This window comes from Microbispora sp. CA-135349, assembly GCF_050947365.1.
Taxonomy (GTDB): domain Bacteria; phylum Actinomycetota; class Actinomycetes; order Streptosporangiales; family Streptosporangiaceae; genus Microbispora.
Genome location: NZ_CP192001.1, coordinates 5,671,148 through 5,684,736, shown reverse-complemented (window position 1 = coordinate 5,684,736; position 13,589 = coordinate 5,671,148). Strand labels below are relative to the sequence as shown.

The following is a 13,589-nucleotide window of genomic DNA, read 5'->3' as shown; positions in this document are numbered from 1 at the left end:
CGAACGCTCAACGGCTGACCCGGCGGAGGCGCAGGAGTGGCAGTGCGCACCCGCCGGCGGCCAGCGAGACCGCGGCCAGCGACAGCGACGTCACCGTGGCGGCGTGCGCGGACGGGGTGAGGCTGAGGAACAGCGTGCCGAAGACGGCCACCCCGACGACCTGGCCGAGCTGGAGCATCATCGCCAGCAGGCCGCTGGCGTCCGCCGCGTCGGCGGGCGCGACCCGGGCCAGCGCCACCGCCATGAGCGGGCTGAACGTGCCCGCCATGCCGGCCCCGATGGCCACGAAGCTGATCTCCAGCAGCGGCTCGCCGTGGCCGCCGCCGGCCAGCGCCGCCGCCAGGGCCAGCTCACCGGCGGCGGTGACGACGGCGGCCGCGACGATCGTCGGCCGGTGCAGCCGCGCGGGCAGCCGCTTCCAGTTGAGGCTGGTGAGCCCGAAGGCCGCGGCCGCGGGGATGAACAGGCAGCCCGCCCGCAACGCGCTGTCGCCGAGGCCGCCCTGCAGGTGGAGGGCCATGGTGAACAGCCAGCCGCCGTATGCCGCCATGACGAGGAAGATGCCGGACCCGGCGGCGGCCACTCCGGGGGCGCGCAGCAGGCGGCCGGGGACGAGCGGATGCGCCGCCCGCCGCTCCACCAGCAGGAACGCGCAGAACGCGAGAACCGACGCTCCCATCGCGACCCACCCCCACAGCGGCCAGTCCTCCTCGTGCCCGAGCACGAGCGGCACGACCAGCAGGCAGACCGCGAGCGACAGGGTGACCAGGCCGGGCACGTCGAGCCCCTGCTCACGCCGCACGTGCACGGCGGGCAGCGTCCGGGCGCCGACGGCCAGCAGCGCGAGCCCGATCGGCACGTTGACCAGGAACACCGGCCGCCAGGCCGTGCCGAACAGGTCGGCGGTCACGAGCAGCCCGCCGAGCACCTGCCCGACGACCGCGCCCGCCGAGATGACCGTGGCGTAGACGCCGAGCGCCCGCCCCCGCGAGGCCCCGTCGAAGGTGACCTGGATCAGGCTGAGCACTTGGGGCACCATCAGGGCGGCTCCCGCGCCCTGCAGCAGCCGGAAGGCGATCAGCACGCCGATCGACGGCGCGAGCCCGCACATCAGCGACGCGGCCGTGAACACCGCGAGCCCGGTGAGGAACAGCCGCCGGTAGCCGAGCAGCCCTCCAAGGCGTGCCCCGGTGATCAGCAGCATCGCGTACGCCACGGTGTAGCCGGAGATGACGAGTTGCAGCCCCGAACCGGTGGCGCCGAGGTCGGTGCGCATCGTGGGCGCGGCGACGTTGACGATGGTGGCGTCGAGGACGGCCATGAACTGCCCCGCCAGGATGACGGTGAGCAGCAGGGCCGGCGAGGTTCGCCGCGCGGCCGGCGCGCGGGTGGTGACAGTGGTCATGGCGGCTACGATGCGGCTGTCGCGATACCGGTAACGAGAGCCTGCCGATACTGGTACCGACACCACCTGGCAACGCGCTCGCGCGCTCGCCAAGATGGAAAGGTGACGACGGGGATTCGCACCAGGCAGACCAGGCGTGAGGAGCTCGCGGCCTTCCTGCGCAGCAGGCGCGAGCGGATCAGGCCCGAGGACGTCGGGCTGCCGCCCGGCCTGCGCCGCCGTACGCCGGGCCTGCGGCGGGAGGAGGTCGCCCAGCTCGCGGGCGTGGGCGTGACCTGGTACACCTGGCTGGAACAGGGCCGCCCCATCAACGCCTCGGTGCAGGTGCTCGACGCCATCGCCCGTACGCTCCGGCTGGACGCGGCCGAGCGGGAGCACCTCTACCGGCTGGCGGACCTGCCGGAGATCGCCGATCCGGCGGGCGACGAAGAGGGTCTCGACGCCGAGGTGCACACGATCCTGCGCCAGCTCGGCCCGCTGCCCGCGTGCGTCTACAGCGGGCGTTACGACCTGCTCGCCTGGAACGCCGCGTACGGCACGATCTTCGCGTCCGTGGTCGACCGGCCACGGCTCGAGCGCAACGTCCTGTGGCGGGTGTTCACCATGCCGGACTGCTGCTGCCCGCTCGTGAACAAGGACGAGGAACTCCCGCAGATGGTCGCGACGCTGCGGGCGGCCTTCGGCAGGCACGTGGGAGAGCCGGCGTGGACGGGCTTCGTCACCCGGCTGTCGGCGGCCAGCCCGGAGTTCGCCCGGATGTGGGCGATGCACGAGGTGGCCAGGCCGGGCGTCCGGATGAAGCTGTTCAAGCACTCGTCGGTGGGCCTGATCCGCCTGACGTCCACCAGCATGGCGCTGGCGGCGCCGCCGGAGACCCGCGTCGTCGTCTACACGCCCATGGACGACGAAAGCAGGCAGCGGATCGAATGGCTGGCGGTCCATCCGGAGGTCGCCCACTGCCCGCTGCATGGCGACCCCGTCGGCGGGTAAAGGCGCGGTCATGGCCTGTCGTATCAGTGAACTCGTCGTCGACTGCCACGACCCCGAGCGGCTCGCCGCCTTCTGGTGCGAGGTGCTGGGTTTCGAGGTGACCGAGTGCAAGGACGACTGGGTGGAGATCGGCCCGCCGGGCATCGGTTTCGGCGGTCTCCAGCCGACGCTCATCTTCCAGTCGGTGCCCGAGCCCAAGCGGGACAAGCTGCGCCTGCACATCGACGTCAACCCCACCGACCGCGATCAGGAGGCCGAGCTGGAGCGCCTGCTGAAGCTCGGCGCCGTGCCGGCCGACGTGGGCCAGACCGGTGAGGAGGACTGGCACGTGCTGGCCGACCCGGAGGGCAACGAGTTCTGCCTGCTGCGCCGCCGCCTGTGAGCCTCGCGCGGGCCGATGCGGTAGCGTCCGGAGGGTGGCGAGGATCTTCACGGTCGACGAGGCCAGGTCGCTGATGCCGGCGGTGCTCGAGCACGCCCGCGCGTTCGTCGCCGTACGCGCCGACCTGGCCGAGCTGACCCACGACCTGCGGCAGGCGGGCGCCTCACCCCTCGGCGGCCTGCCGGAGGCCAAGGGCCTGGAGGCGCGGATGGACGAGATCCTGAGCTGGTTCGACGCCGAGGACATCGAGGTCAAGGGCGTGGCCCCGCTGCTCGTCGACTTCCCCGCCGTGCTCGAGGGCGTGTCCGTACGGCTGTGCTGGCTGGAGGGGGAGACCGCCCTGGGCTGGTATCACCGCAGCGACCTCGGCTTCCCCGGCCGCCGCCCTCTTCCTTAGCTTCGCGGCCCGCCGGCCTCATGCGCGGCCAACGCCGCGCCCTGCTTGATTCGCGGCCGCCGCCGGTCCTGTTTGTTCCGCGGCTGCCGCCGCGTCCGTGCTTGTTCCACTGCTGCCGCCGGTCCTGTGTTTGTTCCGCGGCTGCCGCCGCGCCCCGCCCGTTCGCGGCCGACGCCGCGCCTGCCCTGACCTCGGCCGCGCCGATCGTGCTTCCGCCGGGGCGGTGCGGCGCGGATCATAAGCGCCGTGCTCGCCGAGCACGTCAAGCGGAGACCACGTTCGAGGCGGTCGTGCAGAAGGTCGTCGTCGACGGCCTCGACCCCGACGCCTGCGCGGACGAACTGGTGGAGCTGTTCGACCGCGCGACCCGCGCCGAGCCGTCCGCCGGCGCGGGGTGACCGGCGTCAGTCGGACAGGTCGTCGAAGCCGTCGAAGCCGCCGAACGCGGCGCCGTACCGCACGCACACCATGCGGGCCACGGACTCGTGCGCGCCGAGAGGATCCGCGCACCCGGCGCCGATCGACTCGGCGGCGGTCGTGATCCGCTCACGGTCGGCCTCGGGGCCGATGACGTACGGCACCATGGCCAGCCGGTTGGCGCCGATGTTGCGCAGGCGCTCGGCGGCGTCGCGCACGCTCGGCTGGCCGTCCAGCGCGGCGGGGACGACGGGAAGCGTCAGGCGGGCGGCCAGCAGGACGGCCGTCGCGTCGGCGCCGCGGGCGGCCTCGTCGCCCCCGGCGGTCGCCACGATGATCCCGTCGACCGGGGACGAGACGTTGAACAGGCGCATCCGGTCGGCGCGGGCCAGGCCCGCCTCGGACAGGCGCACGTGCAGGGCCTCGGCCAGCAGCGGGTGCGGGCCGAGCGGCTCGGTGATCTTCACCGCGGCCTCGCTCTGCGTCGCGGCGTCCCGCACGGCCCGCAGCACGCGCGGATGCGGCCCGGTGACGAGCGGGACGACCACCGCGGCCGGCCCGTCCGTGGGCCGCTGCGCGGCGATGGAGGCGAACTCCTTGGTGAGGTCGGCGCCGCCGTCGGCCAGCGAGACGATGCGAAGGTCGATCTGCGGGTTGTCGATCCTGACGATGGAGGCGACCTCCATGGCCACGTCGTCGCTCGGACCCACCGGGTCTCCGGCTCTGCCCGGCACCGCCAGGACCAGGGCGGGCGCGTCGGGCGGCAGCTCGGCCGGAAGGGGCCGTCGGTGGCGCCCGCCTCCAAGCCGAGAGGAGCGCTCCCTGATGGGGAGCTTCGGCGGGTCCTCGTGACCTTCGTTCACATCGGCGGATTCTAGGGCGAATCTGGTCGAAGAGCGGAACCAACGCGCGGCTTGTTGCGGCTTGGTGATCTAGGCGGTTTACGTGTTCGTTACTTGACGCTCCCCGTGCGGGCGGGTTTGATATGGACACATCCAGCCGTAAACGTTTACAGGCGGCTCACGTTACCGACGGGTAAACGATTACGCGACACTCTCCCCCAAGTGAGGTGCCGTTGACCGACGGTCCCACGATCACCACGATCGCGCAACGCGCCGGTGTGTCGATCGCCTCGGTGTCACGGGTGCTCAACGGGCTGCCGACGCGCGAGGACACCGTGCGGCGCGTCATGCGCGCGGCCGACGAGCTCGGCTACGTGCCCAACTCGGTCGCCCGCTCGCTCCGCAACCGCCGCACCGACCAGGTCGCCTTCGCGATGGCCGACATCGGCAACCCGGTCTACGTGGCCATGGTGCGCGAGATCCAGCCGGTGCTGAAGGAGGCCGGCTACCGGCTCCTCATCCATTCCACCGACGGCGACGCCGAGGACGAGCTCGGCGTGCTGCGCGGGTTGCGCGAGCGCTATGTGGACGGCCTCATCATCAGCCCGCTGCGGGGTGTCACCGAGGAGCACGTCGAGGCCATCGTCGCCGCGCGTGCCCCTGTCGTCGTCATCGGCGCGTTGCCGGAGGGCATGCCGGAGGGGGCGCTGGTGGACAACGTGCGGACCGACTCCGCGACCGGCGTCCGGCTCGCGCTCGACCACCTGCACGCCGTCGGCAGGCGGCGCATCGGCTTCCTCAACGGCCCGCTCGACACCGTTCCCGGCGCCGCCCGCGCCGTCGCGTACCGGGAGGCCCTGGAGGCGCTGGGCCTGCCGTACGACGAGGACCTGGTCGAGGTGGGCGACTTCTACCGCGACAGCGGCGCGCGTGCCGCGCGGGCGCTGCTGTCGCGTGTGCCCGGCGTGGACGCGCTGATGTGCGCCAACGACCTCATCGCGCTCGGCGCGCTCGACGTGCTGCGCGAGCAGGGCAGGGACGTGCCCGGTGACGTGGCGGTGGTCGGCATGGACGACACCGAACTCGCCTCGGTGACCTTGCCGACGCTGACCAGCGTCTCGCTCGGCTCGGCCGAGCGCGGCCGGGCGGCGGCCGGGCTGCTGCTCGACCGGTTGCAGAACGGCCCGCGCGAGCCGCGGGTGGTGGTCGTGCGGCCGAGCCTCACCATCCGCGGTTCGACCGCTCTTCCCGGCGCTTCCGGTGTTTCCGGTCGTCCCGGTGTTTCCGATCCTTCCGGTGCTTCCGGGGGCGGCCAGTGACCGCACTCGGCGCACGGCCGTACGGCGGCCGCCGGGGCGGTTCGCAGACAGGCCGGCGGTCCGGGGGCGCGCTCGCGCTGCTGCTGCCCGCGTTCGTGCCGGTGCTGGTGTTCAGCGTGGGCCCACTGGTCTACGGCATCCTGCTGGCCTTCACCGACGCGCGGTCCGGCCGCAACACCGCGACCGCGTTCGTGGGCCTGGAGAACTTCGCCGAGCTGCTGGCGGACGGCGACTTCTGGGAGTCGTTCCGCATCGGCCTGATCTGGGGCCTGTCGGTGACCGTGCTGCAGTTCCTCGCCTCGCTGGGGCTCGCGCTGCTGCTGCACGAGGACCTGCGCCTGCGCGGCGTCGCCCGGGTGCTGGCGGTCGTGCCGTGGGCCATGCCGCCGGTGGTGATCGGCCTGATGTGGCGGCTGGTCTACCACCCGGACGCGGGCCTGCTCAACGGCCTGTTCGGCACGCGCGTCGACTGGCTGCACGACTTCTCCCTCGCGCTGCCCGCGATCGTCGTCGTGGGGGTCTGGACCGGCATGCCGCAGACCACGGTCGTGCTGCTCGCCGGCCTGCAGAACGTGCCGAGGGAGCTCTACGAGGCGGTCAGCGTGGACGGCGCGGGCGCATGGCGGCGGTTCTGGAACGTCACGCTGCCGCAGCTGCGGCCCGTGATCGTGGCCATCACCTCGCTCGACTTCGTGTGGAACATCAACCAGTTCAGCCTGGTCTACGTGCTCACCCAGGGCGGGCCTGGCGGGCGGACGAGGCTGCCCATGCTGTTCGCGTACGAGGAGGCGTTCAGGTACGGCTTCTTCGGCTACGCGGCGACGCTCGGCGTGGCGATCACGATCGTCGTGCTGGCCGTGCTGGGCCTGTACCTGTGGCGGCAGGCGCGGGAGGCGGCCTGAGATGCGCACTGACATGCGGACCGGCACACGCGCACTGACACGCGGATCGACATGACCCGCGCGCTGAAGTATCTCGCCCTGCTGGGATACGTCGTGTTCCTGGCGTTCCCGCTGCTGTGGCTGCTGTCCACGGCGCTGAAGACGCCGCAGGAGATGGCCGCCCTCGACCCAACGTGGATCCCGCGCCGGCCGACCCTGGCCAACTTCGCCGACGCCTTCGGCGAGCAGGACCTGGTCGGCGCGGGGCTGCGCAGCCTCGTCGTCGCGATCGCCACCGCCCTGATCACGGTGGCGCTCGCGCTGCCCGCGGCGTACGCGCTGGCCCGCTTCCGCGGCGCGGCCGGCCGGGCCGCGATCGGCTGGGTGCTGGTCAGTCAGGTCTTCCCGGTCGTCCTGGTCGTCATCCCGCTGTTCATGGTGCTGCGGCGGCTGGAACTGGTGAACACCCTCGCCGGGCTCACGATCGTGCACGTCACGTTCGTCATGCCGTTCGCGCTGTGGATGCTGAGGGGATACGTGCGCGCGGTGCCGCGCGAGCTGGAGGAGGCCGCGGCCGTGGACGGCGCGGGGCGGCTGCGCGCGCTGGCCGCCGTCGTCGCCCCGCTGCTCGCGCCCGGCGTGGTCGCGACGCTGCTGTTCGGCTTCATCTCGTCCTGGAACGAGTTCCTGTTCGCCCTCGTGATCCTCAAGGATCCCGAGGTGGAGACCCTTCCGCTGACACTGGTGCGCTTCGTCGGCCCGGAGGGGGTCGCCCGGCTCGGCCCACTGGCGGCGGCGTCGCTGCTCGCGACGGTGCCGAGCCTCGTCTTCTTCGCGATCATCCAGCGGCGCCTGCGGTCCGGCCTGATGGCCGGCGCCGTCAAGGGCTGACCCGCATGGCGACACCTGATAGGAGGGTCACAGTGAGCGAGCGAACCGCCAAGGCCGCTCCGAGCGGTGGGCGAGGAGGAGGCATGAGGCGCCTGAGCGCGGCGCTGGCCGTGGCGGCGGTCGCGCTCGCCGCCGGATGCGGGAGCGGCGGAGGCGACGCCGCGTCCGGACAGAACGGGCAGGACGGGCAGCCGGTGAAGCTGCGTTTTCTCAGCCTGGCCTGGCAGAAGGAGTCGATCGAGGCCAACAAGCAGATCGTCGCCGAATGGAACACGGCCAACCCGAAGATCCAGGTCGAGTACGTCCAGGGGAGCTGGGACAACGTCAACGACCAGCTCGTGACGTCGTTCGAGGCCGGCGACCCGCCCGACGTGATCCACGACGACTCCCCGGCTCTGTCGAGCTTCGCCTCGCGGGGCTTCCTGCTCGACCTCACCGGCAAGGTCCCCGCCGAGCTGAAGAGCGACATCCCGCAGGCCGCGTGGGACACGGTCACCTTCTCCGGCGGCAGGAGCGGCCAGGGTGTGTACGGCGTGCCGTTCCTGCAGGAGTCGCAGGTGCTCATCGCCAACAAGAAGCTGCTCGACGGCGCCGGCGTGCGCGTGCCCACCCCCGGCTCCCCGTGGACGTGGGACGAGTTCGCCGACGTGGCCAAGAAGCTCACCAAGAAGGGCGCGTACGGCGTGGCCTGGCCGATGAAGTCGCCGGTCAACAAGATGCTGAACCTGGCGCTCAACTTCGGCGGCACGTTCTTCGACACCCAGGACGGCAAGACCACGGTGAAGGTCGGGCCGCAGGAGCGAGAGGTGCTCCAGCGCGTCCACGACCAGCTCTACGCGGACAAGTCGGCCGACCCGTCCGCGCTCGGCATGGGCACCGCCGACCCGCTGCCCGGCTTCTTCGCCGGCAAGTACGCGATCCTCCCCGCCGGGGTGTACCTGCGCCAGCAGGTCGCCGAGCAGGCGCCGAGCGGGTTCGAGTGGGTCACGCTGCCGCCGCTGAAGGGAGTCACCTCCCAGCAGGGCGCGGTGTCCCAGACGCTGTCGGTCGCGGCCGACAGCGAGCACCCCGACGAGGCGCTGAAGTTCATCGCGTTCTTCCTCAACGGACCGAACCAGGCGAAACTGGCCAAGGGCGACTGGCTGCTGCCCACCAGCACGACCGCCGCGAAGGATCCCGCGCTCACGACGGAGGACAACGGCTGGGACGTCGCCACCGCCTCGGCGAAAGACCTCGTCGTCGCGCCGTTCCTCAAGGTGAACGGGTACGACGAGTGGAAGAGCAAGGTGGCCACGCCGGCGATGCAGGAGTACTTCGCCGACAAGATCAGCCTAGACGAACTGGCCACGCGCCTCGTCGAGGAGGGGAACAAGGTGCTGGAGCGATACACCCGTTGATCACCGTCCGCGACCGCGCCCGGGGCTGCCTGCTCGGCCTCGCCGCGGGCGACGCCCTCGGCGCCCCCGCGGAGAACCTCACTCCGGAGGAGATCGCCGCCCGGTGGGGTGTGCTGACCGAGATCGAGGGCGGCGGCACCGACGACACCGAGTACACGATCTTCGCCGCCACACTGCTCCTGCGCCACGGTCACGCCCTCACGTCCGGGGACGTGGCGCGGGCCTGGCGTGAGGAGATCGTGGCGCGGCTCGACGGGCCGATGCGCGGCGCCGGGTTCTCTGAACTCGGCACCGTCGAGGCCCTGCGCCGCGGCCTGGAGCCGCCGCTCACCGGCCGGTGGCACGCCCACGGCTGGTCCGACGGACTGGCCATGCGGGCCGCGCCGTACGGGATCTTCGCGGTGGGCGACCCGGACGAGGCGGCGCGGCTGGCGGAGATCGACGGGCACGTGAGCCACACCGGCGAGGGGATATCCGGCGGCCGGGCGGTGGCTGCGGCGGTCGCGGTCGCGATGACCGGCGCCCCGCCCGGCGAGGTGGCCGAGGCGGCCCTGCGGGCGGTGCCGGAGGACTCGTGGACGGCGCGCAACCTCCGCGCCGCGCTCGACGTCGCCGCCCGCACACCCCGTCCGCTCCTGGGACGTGCGCTACACGACACGGTCGTGGTCAAGCACTACCCGTGGACGGATCTGGCGCCCGAGGCGGTCGCCCTCGCGTTCGCCGCCTACGTGGCGGGCGGCGGGGAGGTCGAGGCGTCGGTCGTCACCGCGGCCAACCTCGGCAGGGACGCCGACACCACCGCCGCCGTCGCCGGGGCCCTCGCGGGGGCGGGCCGCGGCGAGGCGGCGGTGCCGGCGCGCTGGGCCGCGCGGATCGGCCCGGTGGCCGGGCACTGCCTGCCCGTGGTCGCCGGACGCGACATCCGCGACGTGGCCGACGAACTCGTGAAAGGACTGTAGGACCGATATGCCCTCGGGGAACAGCCGGGACGTGCAGGACGTGCAGGACGTGCAGGACGGCCGGGCCGGGCTCGACCGGGTGCGGGGGGCATTCGCCGGCCTCGCCGCGGGCGACGCGGCCGGGTGGCCCGCGGCCCGGCACCGGTCCACGCTGCTGGCCGGCTGGAGCAGGCGGTTGCGCCGCGAACTGGACATGTTCGCCGAGGAGCACCAGGTCACCACGCTGCCGGTGCCGTTCGCGCTGAACCAGCAGGTGGCGCCCCTGGCGTTCGGCCCGTCCGACGACGCCGAGTGGCTGGCGTGGACGGCCCTGACCATCCGGGAGGACCGGGCGGAGGCGTTCGGGCGCCTCGCGGGCCGTGGGGACGTCCGCGCGCGCATCTCGGTGTGGGCGGCGATCGACAACCTGGCGGCGGGCAAACGCCCGCCCGCCAGCGGGCACGACAACCCTCACCACTTCGACGACGCCGCGGCCGTGCGCGCCGTCGCCTTCGGCGCGGCCGGGCTGGACCCGCTGGAGGACGCGTGCGTCACCAACGCGGAGGACGGCGTGCTCGGGGCGGTCGCCACGGCCCGGGCGGTGGCGGCGCTGACGGACGGCGCACCGATGGCCGAGGCGGTCGAGGCCGCGCTCGGCGCGCTGCCGGACGACACGGCCATCGGGCACGCGGCGCGGGCGGCACTGCGGGCGGCGCGGGCGGCGGGCTCGCCCTTCGCCGCCGTCCCGGCCCTGGACGCCGCCGTGCTCGACCACGTCTACAGCTACGGCGTCGCCGCCGCGCAGACGGTGCCGATCGCGCTGGCCCTCGCGGACGCCGCCGTCTCCTCCTTCGGGCAGGCATCGGAGGCGTTCGGCGCTGGCGTGTCGGCGGCGGCCTGCCTCGCGCCGGTCGCCGACTCCGCGCCCGCGCTCACGGGCGCGCTGCTCGGCTGCGCCGCGGGGCACGACGCGCTGCCCGCCGCATGGCGTGAGCGGGTCCGCACGCTGGCCGGGTGCTGCCTGCCCGAACTCGCGGGGACCGACCTGCTGGACATCGCCGGGCGGCTCGTGTGACGCCCGCCGCACCACGCATTCGGACGCATGCGCACGCATAGGGACAAGGGGGAGAACTGGATGACGCCGCAGGAGGACCCGCGGGCCGACGTGCCGGCCGACGTGCTGGCCGACAGGGCGGTCGGGTGTGTGGCGGGCGCCGCGGTGGGCGACGCGCTCGGCGGGGCCACCGAGGGATGGACCTCCGAGCAGATCCAGGAACGCTACGGGGGCCGCGTCCGCGGCGTCGTTCCCCCCTTCAATGACGACTGGCGCAACGCCCGCCCGATCGCGCCGTACCACAAGGGGGACGGTCACGTCACCGACGACACGTTGATGACGCACGCCCTCATCCGGGTGTACGAGCGGGTCGGCGGCCACCTCGACGCCTACGCCGCGGCCGAGCACCTGGTCCCCGAGATGATGGGGGAGAAGCGGTGGATTCCCGAACTCGAGGCCGAGGCGCTGCCGCTCCATCGGGTGTTCCTCGCTGAGAAGTGGCTCGTGCTGCGGCTGCACTACGGCCACGCCGACCCTCGCGAGGCGGGCGTCGGCAACATCGTCAACTGCGGCGCCGCGATGTACATGGCCCCGGTCGGTGTCGTCAACGCCGGCGACCCCGACGGCGCGTACGCCGAGGCGATCGACCTCGCCGGGGCGCACCAGTCGAGCTACGGCCGGGAGGCGGCGGGGGTGCTCGCGGCGGCGGTCGCCGAGGCGATGCGGCCCGGGGCGACACCCGACTCGGTCGTCGCCGCCTGCCTGCGGCTCGCCCGCGACGGCACCAGGGCCGCCATCGACGCGGTCTGCTCGGCCGCCCGGGGCCTCGGCCATTGGGACGGCTCGTTCGAGGCCCTGCGGGCGGCGATCCGGCCGTACGACACTGTGGCCGACACCTACCGTGACCAGGGTCTCGGAGCGCGGCGGCCGAGCCGGCTGCACAGCATCGAGGAGCTGCCGCTCGCGCTCGCGTTCCTGGTGATGGCCAAGGGCGACTACCGCGAGACCGTGCTCGGCGGCGTCAACTACGGGCGCGACGCCGACTCGATCGCCTCGATGGGCGGCGCCGTCGCCGGGGCGCTCGGCGGGCGGGCCGCCGTCCCGGCGGACTGGCTGGAGCAGGTGGCGACGGCCAGCCGTACGGACCTGGTCGGGCCGGGGCTGGCGCTCGCGGCTGTGGCGCGGCGGGTGCATCGGGCCGACCGGGAGCGCCGCCGCGCCCACGAGGCCGCCTTCGACGCCCTGCTCGCGCCGCGCGGCGAAGGGAACGCCCCATGACGACGGCCGGGCGGAGCGGAGGAGAGGCACGGTGAGAGGGCGGTGATCCGGCTGACGTGGGTGCAGCCGGAGGATCTCGTCGGGCACGAGCTGCGGCAGGCGGCCGAGGACGGCAGGGGGAGGCTTCCGGAGGTGGCGGCCGTCGCCGCGCGCTGGCACGCCGCCGGGGGACACGACGCGCCGCCCCGGGCGGGCGCCTCCGCGGAGCCCGCCCCCGGAGAGCTGCGCGCGCTGGCCGGGGAACTGCTCGACGAGCTGGCGGCGATCCCCTCGCCGCTGCCCGAGCCCTCCTCGCTGGAGGAGATCGTCGCGTCCTGCCCGGACTGGCCCGGCCGGCGCGCCGCCGTCCGGCCCGAGCCCGGGCGGGTCCTGGCCGCCTGGTGGGGGAGGGCCGCCGGATGCCTCCTCGGCAAGCCGGTGGAGAAGATCCCGCGCGAGGGGATCAGGGCCATCGCCGAGGCCACCGGCAACTGGCCGATCCGCGGCTGGTTCACCGCGAAGGGGCTGCCGCCGGAGATCGCCGAGCGCTGGCCGTGGAACCGCCGCAGCGCGGCCACCAGCCTCGCCGAGAACATCGACGGCGTGCCCGAGGACGACGACCTCAACTACGCGCTGCTCACGCTGACCGTGCTCGAACGGCACGGACCGGCCTTCACGACCGAGGACGTGGCCCGGACCTGGCTCGACATGCTGCCCGCCGGGCGGGTCTTCACCGCCGAGCGCGCGGCCTACCGCAACCTGCTCACGGGGCTGGAACCCCCGGCGACCGCCCTTCACCGGAACCCGTTCCGCGAGTGGATCGGCGCGCTGATCAGGTCCGACGTGTACGGCTGGGCCAATCCGGGCGACCCGGCGACGGCCGCGGCATGGGCGTGGCGGGACGCCCGGCTCAGCCATACGGCCAACGGGATCTACGGTGCGATGTTCGCCGCCGCCATGTGCGCGCAGGCGCTCGTGGCCGACGGCGTGGCCGAGGTGATCGAGGCCGGGCTGTCGGTCGTGCCGCCCGGCTCGCGCCTGGCCGAAGCCGTGCGGGAAGCGGTCGCGGACGCCGCGGCGGAGCCGGACTTCGAGCGGGTGGCGGACCGGCTGTACGCGCGGCACGGGCGCCTCCACTGGGTGCACACGGTCAACAACGCGGCGCTGCTGGCGGCGGCCCTCGTCCACGGCGCCGGGGATTTCGCCGCGACGGTCGGCGCCGCGGTGGCGGGAGGCTGGGACACCGACTCGGCCGCCGCCACGGCCGGGTCGATCGCCGGGGCGCTGGCGGGCGGCGTCCCCGAGCGGTGGACCACCGGGGACCGGCTGGCCAGCAGCCTGCCCGGCTTCGACGGCGTCTCCTTCGGAGTGCTCGCCGCCCGCACGCTCGCGCTCACAGAGGAGAACAACACGTGATCT

The 13,589-nt window shown here is 73.6% G+C and carries 13 protein-coding genes; 11 read left to right on the top strand and 2 right to left on the bottom strand.

Annotation, left to right across the window (positions count from 1 at the left end):
* Window positions 1-7 precede the first annotated feature (7 nt).
* Window positions 8-1,405 (bottom strand): MFS transporter, encoded by a 1,398-nt coding sequence (locus ACQPZZ_RS26175; RefSeq protein ID WP_432923226.1) that lies wholly within the window; start codon window positions 1,403-1,405, stop codon window positions 8-10.
* A gap of 102 nt (window positions 1,406-1,507) precedes the next feature.
* On the opposite strand from ACQPZZ_RS26175, the gene ACQPZZ_RS26170 reads away from it, so the two are divergent.
* The 3 genes from ACQPZZ_RS26170 to ACQPZZ_RS26160 are packed head-to-tail and all read left to right on the top strand — an operon-like array spanning window position 1,508 to window position 3,174.
* Window positions 1,508-2,395 (top strand): helix-turn-helix transcriptional regulator, encoded by an 888-nt coding sequence (locus ACQPZZ_RS26170; RefSeq protein WP_363639938.1) that lies wholly within the window; start codon window positions 1,508-1,510, stop codon window positions 2,393-2,395.
* 10 nt (window positions 2,396-2,405) lie between these two features.
* A complete protein-coding gene (locus ACQPZZ_RS26165) occupies window positions 2,406-2,777 on the top strand; it encodes a VOC family protein (RefSeq protein WP_432923222.1) in 372 nt (123 codons plus the stop codon).
* A 34-nt stretch (window positions 2,778-2,811) separates the two neighbouring features.
* On the top strand, window positions 2,812-3,174 hold the full coding sequence (locus tag ACQPZZ_RS26160) for a DUF2203 domain-containing protein (RefSeq protein WP_432923219.1): 363 nt from the start codon (window positions 2,812-2,814) through the stop codon (window positions 3,172-3,174).
* A gap of 404 nt (window positions 3,175-3,578) precedes the next feature.
* Here ACQPZZ_RS26160 and ACQPZZ_RS26155 read toward each other — a convergent pair whose 3' ends face one another.
* The gene (locus ACQPZZ_RS26155) at window positions 3,579-4,454 is read right to left on the bottom strand and encodes a sirohydrochlorin chelatase (protein ID WP_363639950.1); all 876 of its coding nucleotides are present in this window, start codon (window positions 4,452-4,454) and stop codon (window positions 3,579-3,581) included.
* A gap of 212 nt (window positions 4,455-4,666) precedes the next feature.
* On the opposite strand from ACQPZZ_RS26155, the gene ACQPZZ_RS26150 reads away from it, so the two are divergent.
* The 8 genes from ACQPZZ_RS26150 (at window position 4,667) to ACQPZZ_RS26115 (ending at window position 13,586) form a co-directional block, all read left to right on the top strand.
* Window positions 4,667-5,752, top strand: a complete 1,086-nt coding sequence (locus tag ACQPZZ_RS26150) for a LacI family DNA-binding transcriptional regulator (RefSeq protein ID WP_432923216.1) — start codon at window positions 4,667-4,669, stop codon at window positions 5,750-5,752.
* Window positions 5,749-6,654, top strand: a complete 906-nt coding sequence (locus ACQPZZ_RS26145; RefSeq protein ID WP_432923213.1) for a carbohydrate ABC transporter permease — start codon at window positions 5,749-5,751, stop codon at window positions 6,652-6,654. Before ACQPZZ_RS26150 ends, ACQPZZ_RS26145 begins: the two co-directional genes overlap by 4 nt.
* A gap of 51 nt (window positions 6,655-6,705) precedes the next feature.
* Window positions 6,706-7,524: a carbohydrate ABC transporter permease gene (locus ACQPZZ_RS26140; RefSeq protein WP_432923210.1), complete on the top strand. Its 819-nt coding sequence runs from the start codon at window positions 6,706-6,708 to the stop codon at window positions 7,522-7,524.
* A gap of 83 nt (window positions 7,525-7,607) precedes the next feature.
* A complete protein-coding gene (locus ACQPZZ_RS26135; protein WP_432923207.1) occupies window positions 7,608-8,921 on the top strand; it encodes an ABC transporter substrate-binding protein in 1,314 nt (437 codons plus the stop codon).
* Window positions 8,918-9,880 carry an ADP-ribosylglycohydrolase family protein gene (locus ACQPZZ_RS26130; protein WP_432923204.1) on the top strand — a complete coding sequence of 321 codons (963 nt, stop codon included), beginning with the start codon at window positions 8,918-8,920 and terminating at the stop codon, window positions 9,878-9,880. Before ACQPZZ_RS26135 ends, ACQPZZ_RS26130 begins: the two co-directional genes overlap by 4 nt.
* 7 nt (window positions 9,881-9,887) lie before the next feature.
* On the top strand, window positions 9,888-10,934 hold the full coding sequence (locus ACQPZZ_RS26125; RefSeq protein ID WP_432923201.1) for an ADP-ribosylglycohydrolase family protein: 1,047 nt from the start codon (window positions 9,888-9,890) through the stop codon (window positions 10,932-10,934).
* A 27-nt stretch (window positions 10,935-10,961) separates the two neighbouring features.
* Window positions 10,962-12,191: an ADP-ribosylglycohydrolase family protein gene (locus ACQPZZ_RS26120; protein ID WP_432923198.1), complete on the top strand. Its 1,230-nt coding sequence runs from the start codon at window positions 10,962-10,964 to the stop codon at window positions 12,189-12,191.
* 42 nt (window positions 12,192-12,233) lie between these two features.
* Complete coding sequence (locus ACQPZZ_RS26115; RefSeq protein WP_432923195.1) at window positions 12,234-13,586, top strand: ADP-ribosylglycohydrolase family protein; 1,353 nt, start codon at window positions 12,234-12,236, stop codon at window positions 13,584-13,586.
* Window positions 13,587-13,589 lie beyond the last annotated feature (3 nt).

What these genes read in the sequence shown, in the direction of transcription:
- ACQPZZ_RS26140 (WP_432923210.1), top strand. Translation starts at nt 6,706, where the DNA reads ATGACCCGCGCGCTGAAGTATCTCGCCCTGCTGGGATACGTCGTGTTC.
- ACQPZZ_RS26135 (WP_432923207.1), top strand. Translation starts at nt 7,608, where the DNA reads ATGAGGCGCCTGAGCGCGGCGCTGGCCGTGGCGGCGGTCGCGCTCGCC.
- ACQPZZ_RS26120 (WP_432923198.1), top strand. Translation starts at nt 10,962, where the DNA reads ATGCGCACGCATAGGGACAAGGGGGAGAACTGGATGACGCCGCAGGAG.
- ACQPZZ_RS26125 (WP_432923201.1), top strand. Translation starts at nt 9,888, where the DNA reads ATGCCCTCGGGGAACAGCCGGGACGTGCAGGACGTGCAGGACGTGCAG.
- ACQPZZ_RS26175 (WP_432923226.1), bottom strand. Translation starts at nt 1,405, where the DNA reads ATGACCACTGTCACCACCCGCGCGCCGGCCGCGCGGCGAACCTCGCCG.
- ACQPZZ_RS26165 (WP_432923222.1), top strand. Translation starts at nt 2,406, where the DNA reads ATGGCCTGTCGTATCAGTGAACTCGTCGTCGACTGCCACGACCCCGAG.